This window comes from Thiohalorhabdus sp. Cl-TMA, from assembly GCF_041821045.1.
In the GTDB taxonomy this organism is placed as follows: Bacteria; Pseudomonadota; Gammaproteobacteria; order Thiohalorhabdales; family Thiohalorhabdaceae; genus Thiohalorhabdus; species Thiohalorhabdus methylotropha.
The window spans coordinates 123,079-141,299 of record NZ_JBGUAW010000001.1 but is presented as its reverse complement, the minus strand read 5'-3'; the positions used below and the strand labels follow the sequence as shown (position 1 = coordinate 141,299).

At 67.8% G+C, this 18,221-nt stretch carries 17 protein-coding genes; 3 read left to right on the top strand and 14 right to left on the bottom strand.

Annotation, left to right across the window (positions count from 1 at the left end; all coding sequences use genetic code 11):
* Positions 1-2 precede the first annotated feature (2 nt).
* The 4 genes from ACERLL_RS00610 to ACERLL_RS00595 form a co-directional block, all read right to left on the bottom strand.
* The gene (locus ACERLL_RS00610) at positions 3-791 is read right to left on the bottom strand and encodes an HAD-IIB family hydrolase (RefSeq protein WP_373654117.1); all 789 of its coding nucleotides are present in this window, start codon (positions 789-791) and stop codon (positions 3-5) included.
* Entirely contained in the window at positions 788-3,283 is a 2,496-nt protein-coding gene (locus ACERLL_RS00605; protein WP_373654116.1) for a sugar phosphate nucleotidyltransferase, read from the bottom strand. The genes ACERLL_RS00610 and ACERLL_RS00605 overlap by 4 nt, the downstream gene beginning before the upstream one ends.
* Before the next feature lie 68 nt (positions 3,284-3,351).
* Complete coding sequence (locus ACERLL_RS00600; RefSeq protein ID WP_373654115.1) at positions 3,352-4,254, bottom strand: methyltransferase domain-containing protein; 903 nt, start codon at positions 4,252-4,254, stop codon at positions 3,352-3,354.
* Between the two features lie 137 nt (positions 4,255-4,391).
* Positions 4,392-4,859 carry a hypothetical protein gene (locus tag ACERLL_RS00595; protein ID WP_373654114.1) on the bottom strand — a complete coding sequence of 156 codons (468 nt, stop codon included), beginning with the start codon at positions 4,857-4,859 and terminating at the stop codon, positions 4,392-4,394.
* A gap of 72 nt (positions 4,860-4,931) precedes the next feature.
* Between ACERLL_RS00595 and ACERLL_RS00590 the strand changes: the two genes are divergently transcribed.
* Positions 4,932-5,663, top strand: coding sequence for a ComF family protein (locus tag ACERLL_RS00590; RefSeq protein ID WP_373654113.1), 732 nt, complete (start codon positions 4,932-4,934; stop codon positions 5,661-5,663).
* A 157-nt stretch (positions 5,664-5,820) separates the two neighbouring features.
* On the opposite strand, the gene ACERLL_RS00585 is transcribed toward ACERLL_RS00590, so the two are convergent.
* Positions 5,821-6,771, bottom strand: a complete 951-nt coding sequence (locus ACERLL_RS00585; protein WP_373654112.1) for a dihydroorotate dehydrogenase — start codon at positions 6,769-6,771, stop codon at positions 5,821-5,823.
* A 79-nt stretch (positions 6,772-6,850) separates the two neighbouring features.
* On the opposite strand from ACERLL_RS00585, the gene ACERLL_RS00580 reads away from it, so the two are divergent.
* Positions 6,851-7,315 (top strand): tRNA (cytidine(34)-2'-O)-methyltransferase, encoded by a 465-nt coding sequence (locus ACERLL_RS00580; RefSeq protein ID WP_373654111.1) that lies wholly within the window; start codon positions 6,851-6,853, stop codon positions 7,313-7,315.
* Between the two features lie 69 nt (positions 7,316-7,384).
* Here ACERLL_RS00580 and ACERLL_RS00575 read toward each other — a convergent pair whose 3' ends face one another.
* Positions 7,385-8,638: a UbiH/UbiF/VisC/COQ6 family ubiquinone biosynthesis hydroxylase gene (locus ACERLL_RS00575; protein ID WP_373654110.1), complete on the bottom strand. Its 1,254-nt coding sequence runs from the start codon at positions 8,636-8,638 to the stop codon at positions 7,385-7,387.
* Positions 8,635-9,876 carry a UbiH/UbiF/VisC/COQ6 family ubiquinone biosynthesis hydroxylase gene (locus ACERLL_RS00570; RefSeq protein WP_373654109.1) on the bottom strand — a complete coding sequence of 414 codons (1,242 nt, stop codon included), beginning with the start codon at positions 9,874-9,876 and terminating at the stop codon, positions 8,635-8,637. Before ACERLL_RS00570 ends, ACERLL_RS00575 begins: the two co-directional genes overlap by 4 nt.
* 146 nt (positions 9,877-10,022) lie before the next feature.
* On the opposite strand from ACERLL_RS00570, the gene ACERLL_RS00565 reads away from it, so the two are divergent.
* Positions 10,023-10,439, top strand: a complete 417-nt coding sequence (locus tag ACERLL_RS00565) for a hypothetical protein (RefSeq protein WP_373654108.1) — start codon at positions 10,023-10,025, stop codon at positions 10,437-10,439.
* A gap of 7 nt (positions 10,440-10,446) precedes the next feature.
* Here ACERLL_RS00565 and ACERLL_RS00560 read toward each other — a convergent pair whose 3' ends face one another.
* The 7 genes from ACERLL_RS00560 to ACERLL_RS00530 all read right to left on the bottom strand — a co-directional run bounded on the left by ACERLL_RS00560 (position 10,447) and on the right by ACERLL_RS00530 (position 18,219).
* Positions 10,447-11,133, bottom strand: coding sequence for an HAD family hydrolase (locus ACERLL_RS00560; RefSeq protein WP_373654107.1), 687 nt, complete (start codon positions 11,131-11,133; stop codon positions 10,447-10,449).
* 292 nt (positions 11,134-11,425) lie between these two features.
* Positions 11,426-12,820: an oxygen-independent coproporphyrinogen III oxidase gene (hemN, locus tag ACERLL_RS00555; protein WP_373654106.1), complete on the bottom strand. Its 1,395-nt coding sequence runs from the start codon at positions 12,818-12,820 to the stop codon at positions 11,426-11,428.
* A 100-nt stretch (positions 12,821-12,920) separates the two neighbouring features.
* Positions 12,921-14,615, bottom strand: a complete 1,695-nt coding sequence (locus ACERLL_RS00550; protein WP_373654105.1) for a Na(+)/H(+) antiporter subunit D — start codon at positions 14,613-14,615, stop codon at positions 12,921-12,923.
* Positions 14,602-14,859: a hypothetical protein gene (locus tag ACERLL_RS00545; RefSeq protein ID WP_373654104.1), complete on the bottom strand. Its 258-nt coding sequence runs from the start codon at positions 14,857-14,859 to the stop codon at positions 14,602-14,604. Before ACERLL_RS00545 ends, ACERLL_RS00550 begins: the two co-directional genes overlap by 14 nt.
* A gap of 16 nt (positions 14,860-14,875) precedes the next feature.
* Positions 14,876-16,327 (bottom strand): proton-conducting transporter transmembrane domain-containing protein, encoded by a 1,452-nt coding sequence (locus tag ACERLL_RS00540; protein ID WP_373654103.1) that lies wholly within the window; start codon positions 16,325-16,327, stop codon positions 14,876-14,878.
* Positions 16,327-17,805, bottom strand: a complete 1,479-nt coding sequence (locus tag ACERLL_RS00535) for a monovalent cation/H+ antiporter subunit D family protein (RefSeq protein WP_373654102.1) — start codon at positions 17,803-17,805, stop codon at positions 16,327-16,329. Before ACERLL_RS00535 ends, ACERLL_RS00540 begins: the two co-directional genes overlap by 1 nt.
* Positions 17,806-17,850: 45 nt before the next feature.
* Entirely contained in the window at positions 17,851-18,219 is a 369-nt protein-coding gene (locus ACERLL_RS00530; RefSeq protein WP_373654101.1) for a cation:proton antiporter subunit C, read from the bottom strand.
* Positions 18,220-18,221 lie beyond the last annotated feature (2 nt).

Below are 18,221 nucleotides of genomic sequence, written 5' to 3'. Positions count from 1 at the left end.
GGTCAGTGCTCCTCCCAGCCGTAGTGGGCCATCCCCTCCAGGATTCCGGCCGTATAGGGGCGGCGGGCGAAAAGTACGCGGGCCCCCTGATGGCTGGCCAGGGCCTCCTGGAGATGGTCCCGGACCGTGTCGGTGGCGTTGCCCACCAGAACCCCGCACACCCCGGAAAGGAGGGCGTCGGCGTCGTTGCCGCTGTCCCCGGCGAACAGGGTGCGGTCCATGGGGACATTCAAATGGCGGCGGAGATAGTCGAGGGCCCGGGCCTTACCGGAGCCCGGGGCCAGGAAATCCACCAGGCCCCGTTTCTCGGTCTCGTCGTAGGAGACGACCACCCGCGCGTCGAGTTCTTGCGCGTCCAGCCCCGCCGCCAACCGCGCCTGCAGCGCCCCGGGCTCGGGCTCTTCATCCAGGTAGAAGCTCACCTTGAGCGGAGACTGCTTTTCCGGCTCCTGCAGGCGGGCTCCGGGCAGCACCCCTTCCGCCCAGCGCCGCACAGCCCCGGCATCGAAGCCCTTTTCCAGAAGCTCCTCCCATTCCTCCAGGGGCTGCTGGGCACCGGCGGCGTAGATCTCCGTGCCCACGTTGCAGATCAGCCAGTCGGGCTCCGGAAGGCGGTACTCGGCCACCACCTCCAGGGCCAGCGCCCGATGGCGTCCGGTGACATAGGCGAGATGGTCAGGCTCCCGGGCGCTCGCCCAGTCGCGGAACCGATCCAGGGCGCCCGCCTCGGGCCGCTGCAGGCCGTTAGGCACCAGGGTCCGGTCCATGTCGGTTGCCAGAAGGCGGCTCATCCGGCCTGCCGGATCATGCGCACCAGATTGCGCCGGATCCGCTCCAGCCGCTCCTGGACCTCCGCTTCGTTGTCGCCCTCCACGAAGACCCGCAGGACCGGTTCTCCACTGGCCGGGACCACGTAGGTCCAGCCGCCCTCGGGATGGCGTACCTTCACGCCGTCCGATACCCCCTCCAGGTGCTCGGCATACTCCTCGGTGAGGTGGCGCATGACCCATCCCATGTCGCGCCAGGGGCACTCAACGTCGATGGTGCCCGTGTGGCTGTCGCTGAGATAGGCGGCCAGATCCGCCAAATCGGTGCCGTGGCGGGCGAGGAAGTCGAGAAGCCGGAAGAAGGCCGGAACCGCCGCCATGCCCAGATAGAAATGCTCGAAATCCAGCCAGCTGTGGGCATGGCTGCTCTGGTTCTCGGTGATGGTCTCCGCCAGCCCCAGGCGCCGCTCCGCGATCTCGAAGCCCTGGGCCCCGGCCAGATCCCGGATCCGGTCCGGGGCCTGCGGCGGCAGGAACACCTGCCCGGTCTCCCCGTCCCGCGCCGGCCCGTCCAGCAGATAGGCCAGGGTCAGGAGATGGTTGGCGGTCTGCGGACGATAGAGGTGGCCGTACTCGTCCAGCAGCCACATGCTGCGGCCGTCGGCGGACAGGTACAGCCCGATGCGGCGGTGCTCGCCGCCCAGGGCGTAGATCTCGCGTAGGCGCTGGCCGGGGTCCTCCGTATCCCGCCCGTGCGGCCCGGTCTCGCCGGAGACGGTGACCGCCTCGGTCTGGATCTCATCCAGCAGGATATCCAGTACCCGGGTGCTCCAGCGGTTGCGCGACAGGACGGCCAGCTTGGGCTCCATATCCACCAGGGCCTTGCGATCGAGCTTGGCCATGAGCTCGCTGACGTAGCGGGCCTCGTGGTCGCCGGTGGAAAGCAGCCGTCCCACGTGGTCGGCGTCCACCTTGGGGAAGTCGGCGCGGCGGTAGGTGGCCTCCACCTTGCGCCGCCCCTTGCGCGGCAGCGGATGGCCGTTGCGGTCGTAGAGCTCGATCACCGCCACCTGTGCATGCTCCGGGCCCTGGCGGACGAAGGCCCCGCCCTCGAACTCGATGTTGCGGGCCACTGCGAAGCGGGTGATGGCATGGGCGGAGACCCCGAGCGCCTCCACCTCGATACCCACCGACAGCAGCCCGGAGACGAAGGCCTTCTCCAGCACGTGGGAGAAGGCGTGGGAGCCGTGGCCCACCACCACCCGCTGGCTGCGGCCCAGCCAGCTGCCGAAGGCCTTGCCGATGCGGGCGGCGGTCTCCGGGGTTAGGCGCAGGTTGGCCAGCCCGGCCACGCCGTACTCGCTGAACAGAGCGGGGCGCCCCACGGACTCCCAGACCACGTTCTGATCGATGAGGGTATCCGCCTCCACCTCCAGGTGCGGCCATACCCGCACGTCCGCCTCGATGGATACGCGGCGGCCCAGGTGGACGTCGTCGGCGAGTACCGCCCCCTGCTCCACCTCCACCTCCTGCTCCAGGAGCACCCGGTTGCCGCAGAAGGAGCCGCGGATCTCGGCGTGCTCTCCCACGTAGGAGGAATCCAGGACGATGGAGCGCCGCACCCGCGCCCCGGCATCGACCTCCGAATGGCGGCCCACCACCGCGTACGGGCCGACCACCGCGCCACTGCGCAGGATGGCATCCCGGCCGATCCAGGCCGGCCCCTGCAGGGAGCAGCCGTCCTCCACGTGGGCGGTGCCCTCCACGTACACCTTGGACCGGATCTCCTCCCCGGGGATGGGCAGATCCACCAGCCCCTCCAACAGGTCCCAGGTCGATTGGGCGAGCTGGTCCACGTTGCCGATGTCGTTCCAGTAGCCCTTGGCCACGTAGCCCATCAGGGGCTCGCCACGGTCCAGCAGCGCCGGGAAGAGATCGTGGGAGAAGTCGAACTCTGTATCGGCGGGGACATCCTCCAGGACCCTGGGGTCCATGACGTAGATGCCGGTGTTCACCGTGTCGGTGAACACCTCGGAGGGCCCCGGCTTCTCCTGGAAGCGCTGCACCCGGCCGTCGTCGCCGGTCACCACGATGCCGAACTCGCTGGGATCCTGGACCCGGGCCAGGCAGAAGGTGACCAGCGCCTCGCTGCGGGCGTGGTAATCCATAAGCGCGCCCAGATCGTAGTCCATGAGGGCGTCGCCGCTGATGATCAGGAAGGTGTCATCGAGGAAATGGGCGCCGTTCTTCACCGAGCCGGCGGTTCCCAGGGGGTTCTCCTCGATGGCGTAGTCGATGTTCACCCCCCAGTCGCTGCCGTCGCCGAAGTAGTCCTGGATAAGGTTGGGGCGGTAATGGAGGGTTACGAGGATGTCGGTAATGCCGGCGTCGCGCACGGCTTCGAGGATGTACTCCATCATGGGCCGGCCCAGGATGGGGATCATGGGCTTGGGGATCCCTTCGGTCAGCGGGCGGAGACGGGAGCCCTGTCCGCCCGCCATGATCACTGCCTTCATTACCTCTCCCTGGCAAGGCTTAGGCTTGCGAGCGTTTCTATTGTTGTAGCATCCCCGCCCGTTACTGCCTACCGCGTTCCCGGCGCCCTGCCGATCTGGTCTATGCCGATCCGGGCGATCCCGGAGTCATCCGCCGCCGCACCGCTCCGCTCGGGCCGCCAGGCATGGCCATAGACCACCTCGAAGCGGGCGGGCAGCCGCCCCGCCTCCCGGGGCAGGGCCGCATCCAGCGCCGCCAGCCGGCGCGGGGTGAGCAGACCGCGCGGCCGGTTCTCCATGAGCGCCCCGCTGGCAGTGGCCCGGGCATCGCGCAGCAGGGCCCGCAAGTCCGGGTAGGTCACCGTGAGCAGCTCGTTCTCCATGACCACGCCCTCCAGGCCGGCGCGGGAGAGGGCGTCTCCCACGTCGTGCATGTCCAGGAAGACCGGCATATCGGGTACCCGGCCGAAGGCCGCCGGCAGCGCCTGACGCAGCTCGGCCAGGGTATCCGGGCCGAGGGAAGAGAACAGCACCAGGCCCTCCGGGGCCACCACCCGCCGAAGCTCCCGCAAGACGGTGTCGAGGTCATTGGTCCAGGGCAGCCCCAGATTGGACCAGATCAGGTCGAAGTACCCGTCCGGGAACGGCAGGGCCCCGCTCCAGGCCGTGCAGAAATGCTGGCGGCTGCGCCAGCCCCGCTTTTTGCGGGCCCGATTGAGCATGACCGGGGCCGGGTCGGCCAGGTATTTGGCGGCCTTCGGGAAACGCCGCGCCAGCGCACGGGCATCCGCGCCGGTGCGGGCGTCCACCACCAGGAGGCGTCCTGGATCCACCTGCATGAGATCCAGGCGCTCCAGGAGACGCCCCTGCACCTCGCGGGCGAGCAGGGCGGCTTCATCGTAGGTCGGTGCGGCCCGTTGCAGGGCGCGGCGCAGCGCCGCGGGATCCACTCGTGGCCCGGGCTCATGGTCGGGGGAAGAGGACAGGGCCATTTACTCGCCGTGTATTTTGGTTTCCTATACATGGGGATCGGGGCGGGTCCATTCAACCGCATGCCCCCATGAACGTCGAGGGCCCGGCTGTTTGCCGGGCCCTGCCCATCCGACGGCGCGTTCCGACACGGAACGCTTCAGGCGGCCTCGGTCTCCAGGGCTCCGGCCTCGCGGCCGAGGTCCGCCCGCCAGATCTCCCAGAGATCGCGGATCCCCAGGAATATGACGGTACCGATCACCAGGGCGGGGATGGGCAGCAGGTAGGCGATGCTGACTTTCTGCAGGAAGGCGATGACCATCAGGCCGGCGCCGGAAGCCCCGTAGAAATGGTAGCCGGCCCGCCGGGTATGGCGGCTTACCAGACTGTGCGGGTCTTCGGCGAAGAAGGAATACAGCGCCATGGAGGCGCCGAACCACAGAACGGTGGGCAGGATCAGGGCCACGGAGAGCACAGTGCTGACCAGGCCGAAATCCACGAAGTAGGCGACCCCGGCACCGATTCCCGCCAGCATGCAGATCAGATTGCCGACATGGAACAGTGCGGCCCGGATTCGCACCCGGGTGGGGGACATGCATAGGACCTCTTCGCGGTTGGCATCTTCCATTACTCTTCCCCCGAGCGATTTAGCCAGCCAAGAGTGTAAAGAAGTTCTAATATAATTGAAGATGTAAAACAAATGCAACTTTTAAGCTTCCGGGACACGGTCCGTAACCGCGCCAAGACCCTGGTGGAGCTGCTCTATCCGGTCCACTGCCTGGTCTGCATGCAGCCAATGGCGGGTCCGATGCGCATCTGCCCCGCCTGCCGGGGTGAAGCCCTCCCGCTCCGCCCCGAGCGCCGCTGTCCGCGCTGCGCGCGACCCGATTGCGATCCTCGCGAACTGTGCGGACGGTGCCAGCGGCATCCGCCCGGCTTCCGGGCCGTCCATGCCCCGGGGGCATATCGGGATCCGCTGGCCGCCTGGATCCGGGAGCTCAAGTACGGGGGTCAGCTGGGGCTGGTAGCCACGCTGGCGGCGGTGGCCGAAGAAGGGCTGGGCGACTGGCTCACCGCCCACGGCTGCGATCTACTGGTTCCCGTGCCCCTCCACCCGGACCGCCTGGCGGAGCGCGGATTCAACCAGGCCCTGCTCCTGGCCCGGCATCTCGGCCGGCGGCATCGCCTACCCACCCGGGCCGGGGCCCTGCGGCGCACCCGGCCCACCCCGCCGCAGGTGGGCCTCGCGGACCGGCACCGGGCGGCCAACGTGCGTAACGCCTTCATCGCTTCGGCCCGCCGGGTGGCCGGTCGACGGATCGCCCTGGTGGACGACGTGGTCACCACCGGCGCCACCGCCGATGCAGCGACCCGGTCCCTGTTGGAGGCGGGCGCGGAATCGGTAGGGATTATCGCCGTGGCCAGGGCCTGAACGGCAGAAGCCCCACGGCCCACTCATTAAGAAGGCCCGGATATTGCCCGACCAGAAGTTACACGGTAATTCCACCGTCCTGTTTCTTTCTCGACGTGCTTGGCGGTTCGCCCTCTTGGCTTCTTGGCGACTTGCCGTTTTCTTTCCTTATTCGGTCCTATTCCGTCGGGGCGAGGGTTCCCACCAGATCATGGACCGAGGCGAATCCGTGCCGGGTCAGGTATTCGTGGATGCCGTCATTGATGCGTGGCACCACCAGCGGATCGTAGAACAGGGCGGTTCCCACGCCCACCGCGGTGGCCCCGGCAACGATGAACTCCAGGGCGTCCTCGGCCGTGGTGATCCCGCCCTGACCGAGGATGGGGATGCCGTGCGGCCCGGCCACCTCGTGCACCTGGTGGACCTTGAGCAGGGCCAGGGGCTTGATGGCCGGACCCGAGAGGCCGCCCTGACGGTTGCCCAGCACCGGGGAGCGGCTTTCCAGGTCCACCGCCATGCCGGTCAGGGTATTGATCACGGACAGACCGTCGCTGCCCGCCTCTATGCAGCGGCGGGCGTTCTCCGCGATGTCGGTCTGGTTGGGGGAGAGCTTGGTGATCAGGGGCTTGCCGGTGACCGCGCGCACCGCCTCCACCACGCGGGCCGACATCTCCGGGTAGTTGCCGAAGGAGGCGCCCCCGGCCTTCACGTTCGGGCATGAAATGTTGATCTCCACGGCGGCGATGGGGGAGGCGTCGAAGAGGCGGGCCACCTCCACGTACTCCTCCAGCGTGGAGCCGGAGATGTTGGCGATGAACCGGGTCTCCTCGAGATCCAGCTCCGGCAGGATCCGCTCCACGACCGCCCGGGTACCCGGATTCTGCAGCCCGATGGCATTCAGCATCCCGGCGGGCGTTTCGTAGACACGGTGCGGGTCGTTGCCCAGGCGCGGCTCCAGGGTGGTGCCCTTCAGGCAGATTCCGCCCACGTCCGCGTTGGAAAAGCCCGCCACCCGGGTATACTCTTCCCCGAAGCCGACGCACCCGGACAGCAGGACCACCGGGCCGGCCATGTCCAGGCCGGCGAAACGGGTACGGAGGGCGCTTTCCCGGCTTGCCGGCGCGCTCATGGATTCCCGGACCCCCCGGAATCGAAGTGCCCCAACGGTTCAGACCTTCTCAACACGCCGCGCTCCAAAAATCGTAATAATGTTTCATATCGTTCTCTATCAGCCCGAGATCCCGGGAAACACCGGAAACGCCATCCGCCTCGCCGCCAATACCGGGGCCCGGCTCCATCTCGTTCACCCCCTCGGCTTCTCCATGGACAGCACCCGCCTGAAGCGGGCCGGTCTGGATTACCACGAACTGGCCCACGTCCAGGAGCACGCCGACCTGGAAGCCTGCCTTCGGGCGCTGGACACGGACCGGATCTGGGTTTTCAGCGCCCACGCCGGGCGCCATTACACGGAGGCGCCCTACGCGCGCGGCGACGTGCTGCTTTTCGGTCCCGAGACCCGGGGACTGCCGTCGGAGGTACGCGATACCTATCCCGCCGAGCAGCGCCTGCGCATCCCCATGATCCCCGGTAACCGGAGCATCAACCTGTCCAACTCCCTGGCCATTGCCCTGTTCGAGGCCTGGCGGCAGCAGGACTTCGCCGGGAGCGAGTGACGAAAACCCCAAGGTGGTGATAGGTCAAGCCGGCAGAAGCCTAGGAAATATTGGCGTTTCCTTTACCCGTCAGGGCGTCCCCAGCGGCTTGCCGCGCGCCAGCCGATTGGCGGCTCCCAGCACTCCCATGCCCTGCCGCATGAGCAGCCGTTTAAGGGGCCCGGACCGGTCCACCAGGCCGAGCCCGAGGCTCCGCAGGTCGCTCAGCATCCGGCTGTCGTTGGCGAAGAGCCGATGAAATCCGTCCGTGTAGGCGGATACCAGCCAGTTATCGGGACGGCGCGCCCGCTGGTAGCGGGCCAGTACCGCCCGGCTTCCGGGATCTTCCCCGGCGATATGGGCCTCAGCGAGGGTCTGGGCGAGCTGGGCGGAATCCCGCAGGCCGAGATTGAGGCCCAGCCCCGCCAGGGGATGCACGGCGTGGGCCGCGTCCCCCACCAGCACCATGCGATCCTCCATGTACCGGCGCGCGTGCTCCAGACGCAGGGGGAAGGCGGCGCGCGGTCCGCCCACGGCCAGCTTGCCCAGCTCCGGCCCGAAGGCCCGCTGCAGCCGTCCGGCAAAGGCCTCTTCGTCCAGATCCAGCAGACCCTCCGCGCGTGCCTGCGGCACCGACCACACCAGGGAGCTCCGTCCCCGGGATAGGGGAAGCAGCGCAACCGGACCGCCGCGCAGGAAACGCTGGAATGCGCGTCCCCGGTGCGGCCGCTGTGGATGGATCTCGGCCACCACGGCACTCTGCCCGTAGGACCAGCCCACCGTGGGGATGCCCGCATGCCGGCGCAAGGCGCTGTCCCGGCCGTCGGCGCCCACCACCAGGGAGGCGCGCAATTGATGCCGCTCCCCACCGGCCTCCACAGTGAGCACTACCCGGTCCGCCTCCCGGGACATCTCCCGCCAGGCTGCTGGGCAATACCAATCCACATTGGCCGAATCGACGGTGGCCGCCTGGAGGGCGGCGGCGATTGCTCCGTTGGGGGCCATGGCGCCCAGGGATTCCAGCCCTGCCTCCTCGGCACTGAAGGTAATGGTGCCGGCCCGGTCGCCGTCCCAGACCACCATACCCTGAATGGGCTCCGAGTCCGCGGCGACCACCCTATCCTGGACTCCCAGCCCCTGGAGAATCCGCAGGGACCCGGCGGTCAGGGCGCTGACCCGGCGACCGTCGCTGGACGGCTGGTCGGCCTGGGACCGCGCCTCCACCACCGCGATCCGCATGGGCGTTGGCGCCAGGGCCGCTGCAAGCGCCGCGCCCACCATGCCGCCGCCCACGATGATCAGATCATAGGCCACGGGCTCTCGTGGGGCCGCGTTGCCGGTCATTGCCGCAGCTCCTCAATGGCCGGGAAAAACGGGGACCTGGGCAGCCGCCCGGGGTTTCGCCCCATGGCCTGATTCATGAGCATGCGCTTCAAGGGACCGATCCGATCGAGGCCCGCCAGCCCCAGGCGGCGAGCCACGGCCAAAGGCATGGCCTCGTTGCCGAACAGGCGGTTAAGGCCCTCCGTGAAAGCCACCACCCGCGTCGTATCCATCCGGCGACGGCGCTCGTAGCGCCCGAGCACCGCCGCGTTGCCGGGATCCCATCCTCGGTCCCGGGCATTGCCCAGCTCCTCGGCAAGGGCGGCCACGTCGCGGAGCCCCAGATTGAAGCCCTGTCCGGCCACCGGGTGCACCAGATGGCCGGCATTGGCCACAAGGGCTGCGCGGTCCCCGGTGAAGCGCTCGGCAAGCCGCAGCTCCAGCGGGAACACCGCCCGCTCACCGGTGTCATGCAGTGCCCCGAGAGCGGGCCCGAAGCGGGCCCGGAGCCGGGCCAGGAAGTCCGCCGTGCCGAGCTCGGCAACCTCCGCGGCCGCCGAGGGGGTGAGGGTCCAGACGATGGAGGCCCGGCCACCGCCCAACGGCAGGAAGGCGAGCGGCCCCTCGGGCAGGAAGCGCTCGAAGGCGTGCCCCGCCAGATCCCTTTCGCAGTCCACCACGGCCACCACCGCGTGGCGGTTGTGGTGCCAGCCCCAGGTCCCGATCCCGGCGGCGCGCCGCACCCCGGAATGCTCCCCGTCGGCGCCCACCACCAGTCGGGCCTCCAGCGTAAACCGCTCCCCCCCGGATTCCACCGTGATCCGGGTCCGGTCCGGGCCCCGCTCCATGCTCTCCATCCGCGCCGGCTGGAGCAGCGTGGCGCCGCCTTCGGCCCGTATCCGCTCCCAGGCCGTCGCCACCACGGCGCGGTTGGAGACCACGTGCCCGAGGGCCTCCACGCCGGCCTCGCGGCAATCCAGGAGGGTGCGCCCGCGCCGGTGTCCGTCGGTTACCTCGATGGTCCCGATGGGTGCCGCGCCCTGGGCGGCGATGTCCTCCCACAGCCCCAGATCGGCCAGGATCGCCCGGGACCCGGCGTTGATGGCGCTCACCCGGAGAGGCGCCTCCTCGTAAGCGGGCTCGGGCGGCTCCCCCGGCTCGATCAGGGCCACCTCCAGGCCGCGACGGTAAAGCGCCCAGGCCAGCGTGGCCCCGGCCATGCCGCCGCCGACCACCGCCACATCCACTTTTTCCGCCAAGACGCTCCCTCCGTGGCCCGGACTCGGATTCCAGCCGTATTGTACTATTGGTTTTCCGGCGTGGGCACGCCTGGAAGCTTCCCGAATCCGGATGGTGTCTAATGGTGGAGGCCTACCGAATTCAGCCGAACGCAGGGGAGGAGGCCATGGCCATCAACGAGCACTGGGGAACGGGCTTCGACGTGAACCGGGACCCGAACGCGGCGGTCCGTCGGGACACCCTTCCCGGAGGGGGCGGTCCCTGGACCCGGCCCACCGGCCGGGTGGGTGCCTATTCCGCCGAGGTCCAGGAAAGCCGGTCCCTGACCCACGAGCTGACCATGGGCGGGGTTCTGGGGCTGGGAGGCGTCCACTTGCATGTCCCCTACAATGCCGATATCCACTTCCTGGACGGCAGCCGGGGGCAACTGGAGGACATCCGCAAGGGGGACCACGTGGCGGCCATCTACCACCAGGTGGAGCACCTGCCTTCCGATGCCGCCGCCGAGCGGCGGCCCGAGCTCCGCTACGAGGCTATCCACTTGGTGATCGCCCCGCGCAGTGCGGGGGGAGGGGGACAGTAACCCGGCTTCACCCCCGGACCAGCGCCTCCAGCAGAGCGCCGTCCACTTCCTCCAGGCCCCGGACCACCCGGTGGGCCCGGTTTAGCCGCCCCTCGTCCGAGCGGTCGAGGCCGATCACCCAAAGCCCGGCGTCCCGGGCGCTGGCCACCCCGGTGGGAGTATCCTCCAGCGCCACGCAGGCCGCCGGTTGGAGGGACGTTCCCAGACTGGCCCCCAGGCCCTGCACGGCCAGGCGGTAGCTGGCCGGGTCCGGCTTGCTGTGCGGCACGTCTTCCGCGGAAACCACCAGCCGGAAATGATCGGCGATCCCCAGCCCCCGGAGGGTGGGCTCGATCTCGTGGCGCAGGGCACCGCTGCAGACCGCAAGGGGCAGGTGGGCCGCCATCCGCTCCACGCATTGCGCCGAGCCCGGGATCGCCGGCAGCCCGGCGGCCGTCTCCCGCTCGAAGGCGGTGCTCTTCTCCGCGATCAGCCCCTCCAGATCCGCCTCCGGCAACGGCTGTCCACCCAATCGGTAGGCCTCCCGGAAGCCATCCCGGTCGTCGAAGCCGATGTAGTGCGCCAGATAGGCTTCCCAGTCATAGCCCAGGCCGCGCGGCTCCAGGACGGCCTGGAATGCCCGGTAGTGGGCCGGCTCGCTGTCGACGATCACGCCATCGAAATCGAAGACGAAGGCTTCCAGAAGGTTCTGCATACTCGTTCCATTGGCTGGCGGGCTGCCGCAAAGCGTAAAACAAAACCCCGGCTCCTCCAATGGAGCCTGGGCCTTAAGGCTCTTCGGCACCGCGCGGGATTGTGCCTCCATTACGGCGACCAGCACAGGCACGGGCACAAGCGTGCAAGGCGACCGGAAGGGAGGCTCCTACCGGGCAGGGCCTTTTGATCCCGGGGGCCTTGTCCCGCCCTGCGGGCCTAATCGTGTAAGGGGCCCATCCCTTGGCGGCGCCGAATGGGCACCTCATTGCGGGATTTCCTGGATCCGACGATCAGATGACCTTGGAATAGCGCTGCGCTCCCTCCTTGGCGCGCAGGTAGGCATCGAACACCATGGCGATATTGCGGATGAGCAGCCGGCCACGCGGGGTGACCGAAAGCCCCCGCTCGCTCAGTTCGATAAGGCCGTCCTCCGCCATGCCCTCCAGGTCCGCCAGCTCATCGGCGAAATAGACCGCAAAATCTAACCCCCACTCCGCCTCCACCCGGTCGAAATCCAGGGCGAAATCGCACATGAGACGGGTGATCACCGCCCGGCGGAGGCGGTCCTCCCCGGTGAGCTCGTAGCCCCGGAACACGGGCAGCCTGCCCGCCTCCAGCGCCTCGTAGTACGGCTCCAGGGTCCGAACGTTCTGGCTGTAGGTGGCCCCCACGCTGCCGATTGCCGTGACTCCCATTGCCACCAGGTCGCAGTAAGCATGGGTGGAGTAGCCCTGGAAATTGCGGTGCAGCTGCCCTTGCCGCTGGGACCGTGCCAGCTCATCGTCCGGCAGGGCGAAATGATCCATGCCGATGTAGACGTAGCCCGCGGCGGTAAGCCGCTCTATGGTTTGCTGGAGGATGGCAAGCTTCTCTCCCGGCGCCGGCAGGTCCTCCTCGCGGATGCGCCGCTGCGGCGGGAACATGTCGGGCAGATGGGCGTAATTGAACACAGCCAGCCGGTCCGGCCGCTTCTCCAGGACCCGCTCCAGGGTCCAGGCGAAGGTCTCCCGCGACTGGAAGGGCAGCCCGTACATCAGATCGAGGGAGACGGAATGGAAGTTCTCCCGGCGGGCGGCGTCCAGAACCGCGAAGGTCTGCTCGGCGGGCTGGATGCGGTTCACCGCCTTCTGGACCTCCGGATCGAAGTCCTGGACGCCCACCGACAGCCGGTTGAAGCCCACCTCCCGCAGGGCGGCGATGGTTTCCGCGTCCGCCGCGCGCGGATCCACCTCGATGCCGTACTCCCCGGTATCGTCGTCGCGCAGCCGGAAATGCTCCCCGGTCTTGCGCATTAGGGCGCGCATCTGCTCGGAGCTGAGGAAGGTCGGGGTGCCGCCGCCCCAGTGGAGCTGGTCCACCGGACGATCATCGTCGAACAGGGCCCCCTGCAGCTCGATCTCCCGGAACAAGTAGTCCAGGTAGGTAGCCGCCTTGGAGCGGTCCTTGGTGGCGATCTTGTTACAGGCGCAGTAGAAGCAGAGCGTGTCGCAGAAGGGGATATGGAAATACAGTGACAGCGGGCGCTTGGGGTGCTCGGCATTGGTGGCCCGCGCGACCCGGGCGTAGGCCTCCGGGCCGAGCTCCTCGTGGAACTGCGGGGCGGTGGGATAGGACGTGTAGCGGGGGCCGCTCTTGTCGTATTTCTCGATCAGATCGAGGGCGAATTCCACCTGCTGGTCGGTCATGGCCGTGTCTCCTGGGAAGCTCCGTCGGCCCCCACCGCCCGGGGCCGGAAATTCCCTTAATATTTACACGGCTATTCCCTTACCTCAAACGGAACCGCCCTCAGACGTAATAGGCGACCAGGTACACGGTCAGGAGGATGGCGACCCAGAGGACCATGCTGCCCGTTGGCCATGCCCGGGACAGGGGGCTCGCCACCCCGTGATGGCGCTGCAGCCAGCGGAAGGAGGTATCGAAGCCGCCCAGCATTGTCCGCGTCAGGGCGCCCTGGACCCCGTCCCAGAGGGAGAAAGCCCGCCGGCCCAGGACCGGGCCGAGCCGGCGATAGATCCAGTCACTGTCCAGGTTCACCGACCGCAGCTCCGGCGGGTAGACCCCGGAGCGCATCAGTACCGAGAAGGCGAGCGCCGAGAAGACCAGGAGCTGCATCTGTGTCAGCACGTGCCCGGCCGTATACGGCGCGTAATCCACCGGGAACGGCAGCATCGCGTAGAGCGGCGCCGGATACACGCCGATGCCGATGCACAGCGCCGCGGCCAAGGCCATGGCCACCAGCATGTTGGCCGGCGCCTCCTTGCAGCGTTTGCCCGAGTCATGCGCGAAGAAGGCGAAATAGGGGATCTTGATGCCCGAGTGGTGGAATACGCCCGCGGAAGCGAACAGCAGCACCAGCCAGGTAATGAGATGGCCTTCGTGAGCGGCCGCCGAAAGGATCATGGACTTGCTGACGAAGCCGCTGAAAAGCGGGAAGGCGGAGATGGAGGCCGCGCCGACGATACAGAAGGTCGTGGTCCAGGGCATGGACTTGTACAGCCCGCCCAGATCGCTGCCCTTCACCGTGCCCACCCGGTACAGCACGGCCCCCATGGACATGAACAGCAGCGCCTTGTAGAGGATGTGGGTGAACGCGTGGGCCGCGGTGCCGTTCAGCGCCAGCTCCGTGCCGATGCCCACCCCCACTACCATGAAGCCGAGCTGGTTGTTGAGGCTGTAGGCCAGCACCCGGCGGAGGTCGTTCTCGATCACCGCGTAGAAGATGGGGAACGCCGTCATGGTGGCCCCGATCCAGATCAGGGCCTCGGTTCCGGCAAATCCGCGGGCCAGGGCGTAGACCGCCAGCTTGGTGGTGAATGCGGACAGGAAGACCGAGCCGCTCTCGGTGGCTTCCGGATAGGCGTCCTGCAGCCAATTGTGCAGCAGCGGGAAGGCGCACTTGATTCCGAAGGCGAGAAAGATCAGCAGACCGCCCGGGGTGTCCAGACCCAGGTGCTCGAAACGCAGGGAGCCAGTCTCGGTGAGATGCTGCAGAGCCCCGAAAAGCAACAGCATACCCGAGGCAAGCTGCACGAACAGGTAGCGCATGCCGGCCCGGAAGGACTGGTCATCGCCCCGCGCCCAGACCAGGAACACCGACGTTACGGCCGTGAGCTCCCAGTACACGAAGAGCGTCAGCAGGTCGCCCGCGAAGACCGCGCCTACCGCGCTCCCCGCGTAGGTCAGCCCGGCCAGCGGCACCAGCCATCCGCGTCCATGGAGCGCATAAACAGAGGACAGCAGCGCCGCTATCATGAACACCCAGCCGAACAGCAGGCTCCAGCGGTCCACGCGCATGGTGACCAGGTCCTGGCCGAGGAAGGTCAGGTGCCCCCATTCCCCGGTGGGCAGGTACCACAGCTGGAGCATGCCGATCATCGGCAGCGCCAGGATCCAGACGCTACGCACCCAGCCCCGGACGAAGGGAATGAGGCAGGCGCCCAGGATCAGCGTCCAGGCGGGCGAGAGCTCAATCACGGTCATAATAGTCCTCCGGCCGTTTCAGGATCACGCGCAGCGCCTTTGCGGCGAGCACGAGACCCACGCAGGCGAAGAATCCAAAGAACCCGTGAAAGCCGAACCAGCCCTCGAAGCGGAAATAGGGGTGCTTGTGCACGAAGGGCTCGACCAGCAGCAAAAGGCCGCATACCACCCAGACGGACCAATACACCTTGGCCACGTTCTCCTTGCGGTCCAGCCAGCGTTCGCGCTCGTCGGCCGGTCTCATCACTCCCTCACCTTCCTCATAGGCCGGCTACCGACCGCGCCAGGGAAATGGCCCCGCCGGGCAGGAAGAAGAGCGCCACGACGCCCAGGGCGGTGGCTGTGATCGCGAAAACCATGGACGCCGGTGCCTCCCCGTGGGCATGCCCATCGGCCTTCCGGAAGAAGGCGACATAGACGATAGGCAGGAAATAGGCGGCATTGAGCAGAGTGCTGATCAACAGCACACCGGCCGGGAAAAGCTCCTCCGCCGCGAAAGTGCCCTGCAGGATATACCACTTGCTGACCACGCCAATGCAGGGCGGAATGCCGATCAGGGAGAAGGCGCCGACGGTGAAAGCCCCCATGGTCCAAGGCATTCTGTGGCCGATACCATCAAGCTGGCTCACCTCCGTTTTATGGGCGGCGGTATGGATGGAGCCGGCGGCGAAGAACAGCGTGATCTTGCTGACCGCGTGCGCCACGATGTGCATTGCCGCGCCGACGATGGCCACCGGTGTGAACAGCAAAGCCGCCATTACCACGTAGGAAAGCTGGCTTATGGTCGAATAGGCCAGTCGCCGCTTGAGGTTGTCCTGCCGCAGCGCCACCAAGGAGGCGAGCACCACGGTTACGCCCGCCGCGTACATCAGCAGGTCGGCACTGGGCTCGGCGCGCAGCAAGTCCAGGCCGAAGATATAGACCACAACCTTTATGACCGCGAACACCCCGGCTTTTACCACCGCCACCGCATGCAGAAGGGCGCTTACCGGGGTAGGCGCCACCATGGCCGCCGGCAGCCAGGAGTGTACGGGCATTACCGCCGCCTTGCCGATACCGAGCACGTACAGGGCCAGCAGCAGGCCCACCTGCCAGCCCGCCACGTTCCCCGCCAGGATTCCCCCGGATACGAAGTCGAGGGTCCCGGCCGCCAGCCAGGTCCAGATCAAGGCCGGCAAGAAGAAGCCCACCGAGGTGGCCAACAGGACGCCCAGATAAATCCGCCCGCCCCGGCGTGCGCTAGCATCCCCGTGGTGGGTCACCAGGGGCCAGGTGGACAGGGTCAGGACCTCGTAGAAAATGAACAGCGAGAACAGGTTGGCGCTGAAGGCCACACCCATGGTTGCCGCCAGGGCCAGCGCGAACCAGGCGTGGAAGGGCCCCTGAGCGTGCTCCTCGTTGCCCCGCATATAGCCCACCGCGTAAACGGCGGTGACGGCATAGAGCCCACCCGCCACCAGGGCGAAGAGGACCCCCAGAGGCTCCAGAGTCAGGGCCAGGGGCACCCCCGGGAGCGGCTCGGCGATTTCCAGGTAGGGCCGCTCCCCGGCCCAGAAGGCCAGGGTCAGGGACACCACCACGCCCAGCAGGGCGAGCGCACCCAGCAGGACCAGCCCGTCCCGCAGTGCGGGCCGGCGGTCTGCCGCGAGGATCAATACCGCGCTGACCAGGGGCACCGCCCCCGCCAGGACCATGAGGGTATCCGCCTCCATCAACCCGCCCCTCCGAACAGGGCGAGCGCCGCCTCCCGGGACAGGCCGACGTTGAGCCGCGTATCCAGGCCGAAGTACAGGTTGGCGGCCACCAGCGTCCAGGTGGGCACCAACAGTCCCGGCGGCGCCTCATGCCGCTGGTCCGAGCCCGCGGGCGGCTCCCGGAAGTAGGCCGCCTCCACGATCCGGCCCATATATACGAGCGCCAGGAGCGACCCCAGGAGTATCAGCACGGCCACGGGCCACCAGCCGAGCTCCAGGGCCGCCGCCACCAGGTACCACTTGCTGATGAATCCCGCCGTGGGGGGCAGGCCGATCAGGGAGATGCCGCCGATCACCAGGGCCCCGAATGTCCAGGGCATGCGCCTGCCCAATCCGGCGAGATCATCGATCCGCGTGGACCCCAGCCGGTAGGCCACGGCGCCCACGGCCAGGAACAAGGCCCCCTTCATGAGGGCGTGGTTGAAGAGGTGGGTCATGCCCGCCGTGAGCCCGGCCACCGTGGCGAAGCTGACCCCCAGGATCATGTAGCCGATCTGGGCCACGCTCGAATAGGCGAGCATGCGCCGCACGTCCTCCTGGAAGATGGCCACCGCCGAGGCGCTGAAGATGGCGGCCAGCGCCAGACCCATGAGGACCCACTCCAGCGGCAGGTCGCCGAAAGCGAAATCTACGCCGAAGACGGTGAACAGGAAGCGCACGAACATGTACACCGCCACCTTGGTGGCCGTGGCCGCCAGGAAGGCGCTCACCGCCGATGGGGCGTAGGTGTAGGCGTTCGGCAGCCACAGGTGCAGCGGAAACAGCGCCAGCTTGAGGCTGATCCCCACCGTTAGGAAGGCGAAGCCCGCCCGCACCGTGCGGGTGTCCTCCACCGCCTGAAGGCGAGCCGCCAGGTCCTGCATGTTCAGGGTACCGGTCATCATGTAGAGGAAGCCGACCCCGATCAGGATGAAGGTGGCGCCGATGGTGCCCATGATCAGATAGCGGTAGGCCGCCGTGAGCGCCCGGCGGTCCGATCCCTGGGCGATGAGGATGTAGGAGGACAGCGAGGAGATCTCGAGGAAGACGAACAGGTTGAATGCGTCCCCGGTGACCGTGATCCCCAGCAGGCCGGCCAGGCAGAGGAGGTAGGCAACGTAGAACAGCGGGATGCGGTCCCGCGGGATCTCCCGCTCCACGCTGGCCCGGGCGAAGGGCATGACTACCGCCCCGATCCCCGTAACGATAAGCAGCACCAGGACATTGAGGGCGTCGATGCGGTACTCGATCCCCCACGGGGCCAGCCATCCGCCGATGGCGTAGGACACCGGGCCCTCGCTCATGACCCGCCGGGCCAGGAGGGCGGCGATTCCCAGGGAGGCCCAGGTCACCCCGGTAGCTAGCAGCCAGGCTAGGCGCGCCCAACGCAGCAGCATGCAGGCCGGCGCGGCGATCAGGGGGGCGACCACCTGGAGAATGGGCAGATGGGCGATCATGCGGGGCACCCCGGCCCGGCCAAGCTCCCCGCCGTTCGGAACACCCTATACGCCATTGGTCTCTTCGGGGTTGTCGAGATCGTGGATATCCTCTTCTTCCACGGAGCCGTAACGCTCCTTGATGCGCACCACCAGGGCCAGGCCGAGTGCGGTCGTGGCAACACCCACAACGATGGCGGTCAGGATCAGGACATGCGGGAGGGGATTCGAGTAGCGCTCCACGCCTTCCGCGAGGATGGGCGCCGAGCCGCCCTCCTTCTTGCTCATGGTGATGTAGAAGATGAAGACCGAGGTCTGGAAGAGGTTGAGGCCCACCAGCTTCTTGATCAGGTTGCCGTGGGCGATCACCACGTAGAATCCCACCATCATGAGCAGGATCACCACCCAGTAGTTGTACAGCCCGAGCAGTTCCATGG

Coding starts and splice junctions, on each gene's coding strand:
- ACERLL_RS00610 (WP_373654117.1), bottom strand. CDS start 791: ATGAGCCGCCTTCTGGCAACCGACATGGACCGGACCCTGGTGCCTAAC.
- ACERLL_RS00560 (WP_373654107.1), bottom strand. CDS start 11,133: ATGCAGAACCTTCTGGAAGCCTTCGTCTTCGATTTCGATGGCGTGATC.
- ACERLL_RS00565 (WP_373654108.1), top strand. CDS start 10,023: ATGGCCATCAACGAGCACTGGGGAACGGGCTTCGACGTGAACCGGGAC.
- ACERLL_RS00545 (WP_373654104.1), bottom strand. CDS start 14,859: ATGAGACCGGCCGACGAGCGCGAACGCTGGCTGGACCGCAAGGAGAAC.
- ACERLL_RS00585 (WP_373654112.1), bottom strand. CDS start 6,771: ATGAGCGCGCCGGCAAGCCGGGAAAGCGCCCTCCGTACCCGTTTCGCC.
- ACERLL_RS00590 (WP_373654113.1), top strand. CDS start 4,932: ATGCAACTTTTAAGCTTCCGGGACACGGTCCGTAACCGCGCCAAGACC.
- ACERLL_RS00580 (WP_373654111.1), top strand. CDS start 6,851: ATGTTTCATATCGTTCTCTATCAGCCCGAGATCCCGGGAAACACCGGA.
- ACERLL_RS00575 (WP_373654110.1), bottom strand. CDS start 8,638: ATGACCGGCAACGCGGCCCCACGAGAGCCCGTGGCCTATGATCTGATC.
- ACERLL_RS00535 (WP_373654102.1), bottom strand. CDS start 17,805: ATGATCGCCCATCTGCCCATTCTCCAGGTGGTCGCCCCCCTGATCGCC.
- ACERLL_RS00550 (WP_373654105.1), bottom strand. CDS start 14,615: ATGACCGTGATTGAGCTCTCGCCCGCCTGGACGCTGATCCTGGGCGCC.
- ACERLL_RS00595 (WP_373654114.1), bottom strand. CDS start 4,859: ATGGAAGATGCCAACCGCGAAGAGGTCCTATGCATGTCCCCCACCCGG.
- ACERLL_RS00530 (WP_373654101.1), bottom strand. CDS start 18,219: ATGGAACTGCTCGGGCTGTACAACTACTGGGTGGTGATCCTGCTCATG.
- ACERLL_RS00540 (WP_373654103.1), bottom strand. CDS start 16,327: ATGGAGGCGGATACCCTCATGGTCCTGGCGGGGGCGGTGCCCCTGGTC.
- hemN (WP_373654106.1), bottom strand. CDS start 12,820: ATGACCGACCAGCAGGTGGAATTCGCCCTCGATCTGATCGAGAAATAC.
- ACERLL_RS00605 (WP_373654116.1), bottom strand. CDS start 3,283: ATGAAGGCAGTGATCATGGCGGGCGGACAGGGCTCCCGTCTCCGCCCG.
- ACERLL_RS00600 (WP_373654115.1), bottom strand. CDS start 4,254: ATGGCCCTGTCCTCTTCCCCCGACCATGAGCCCGGGCCACGAGTGGAT.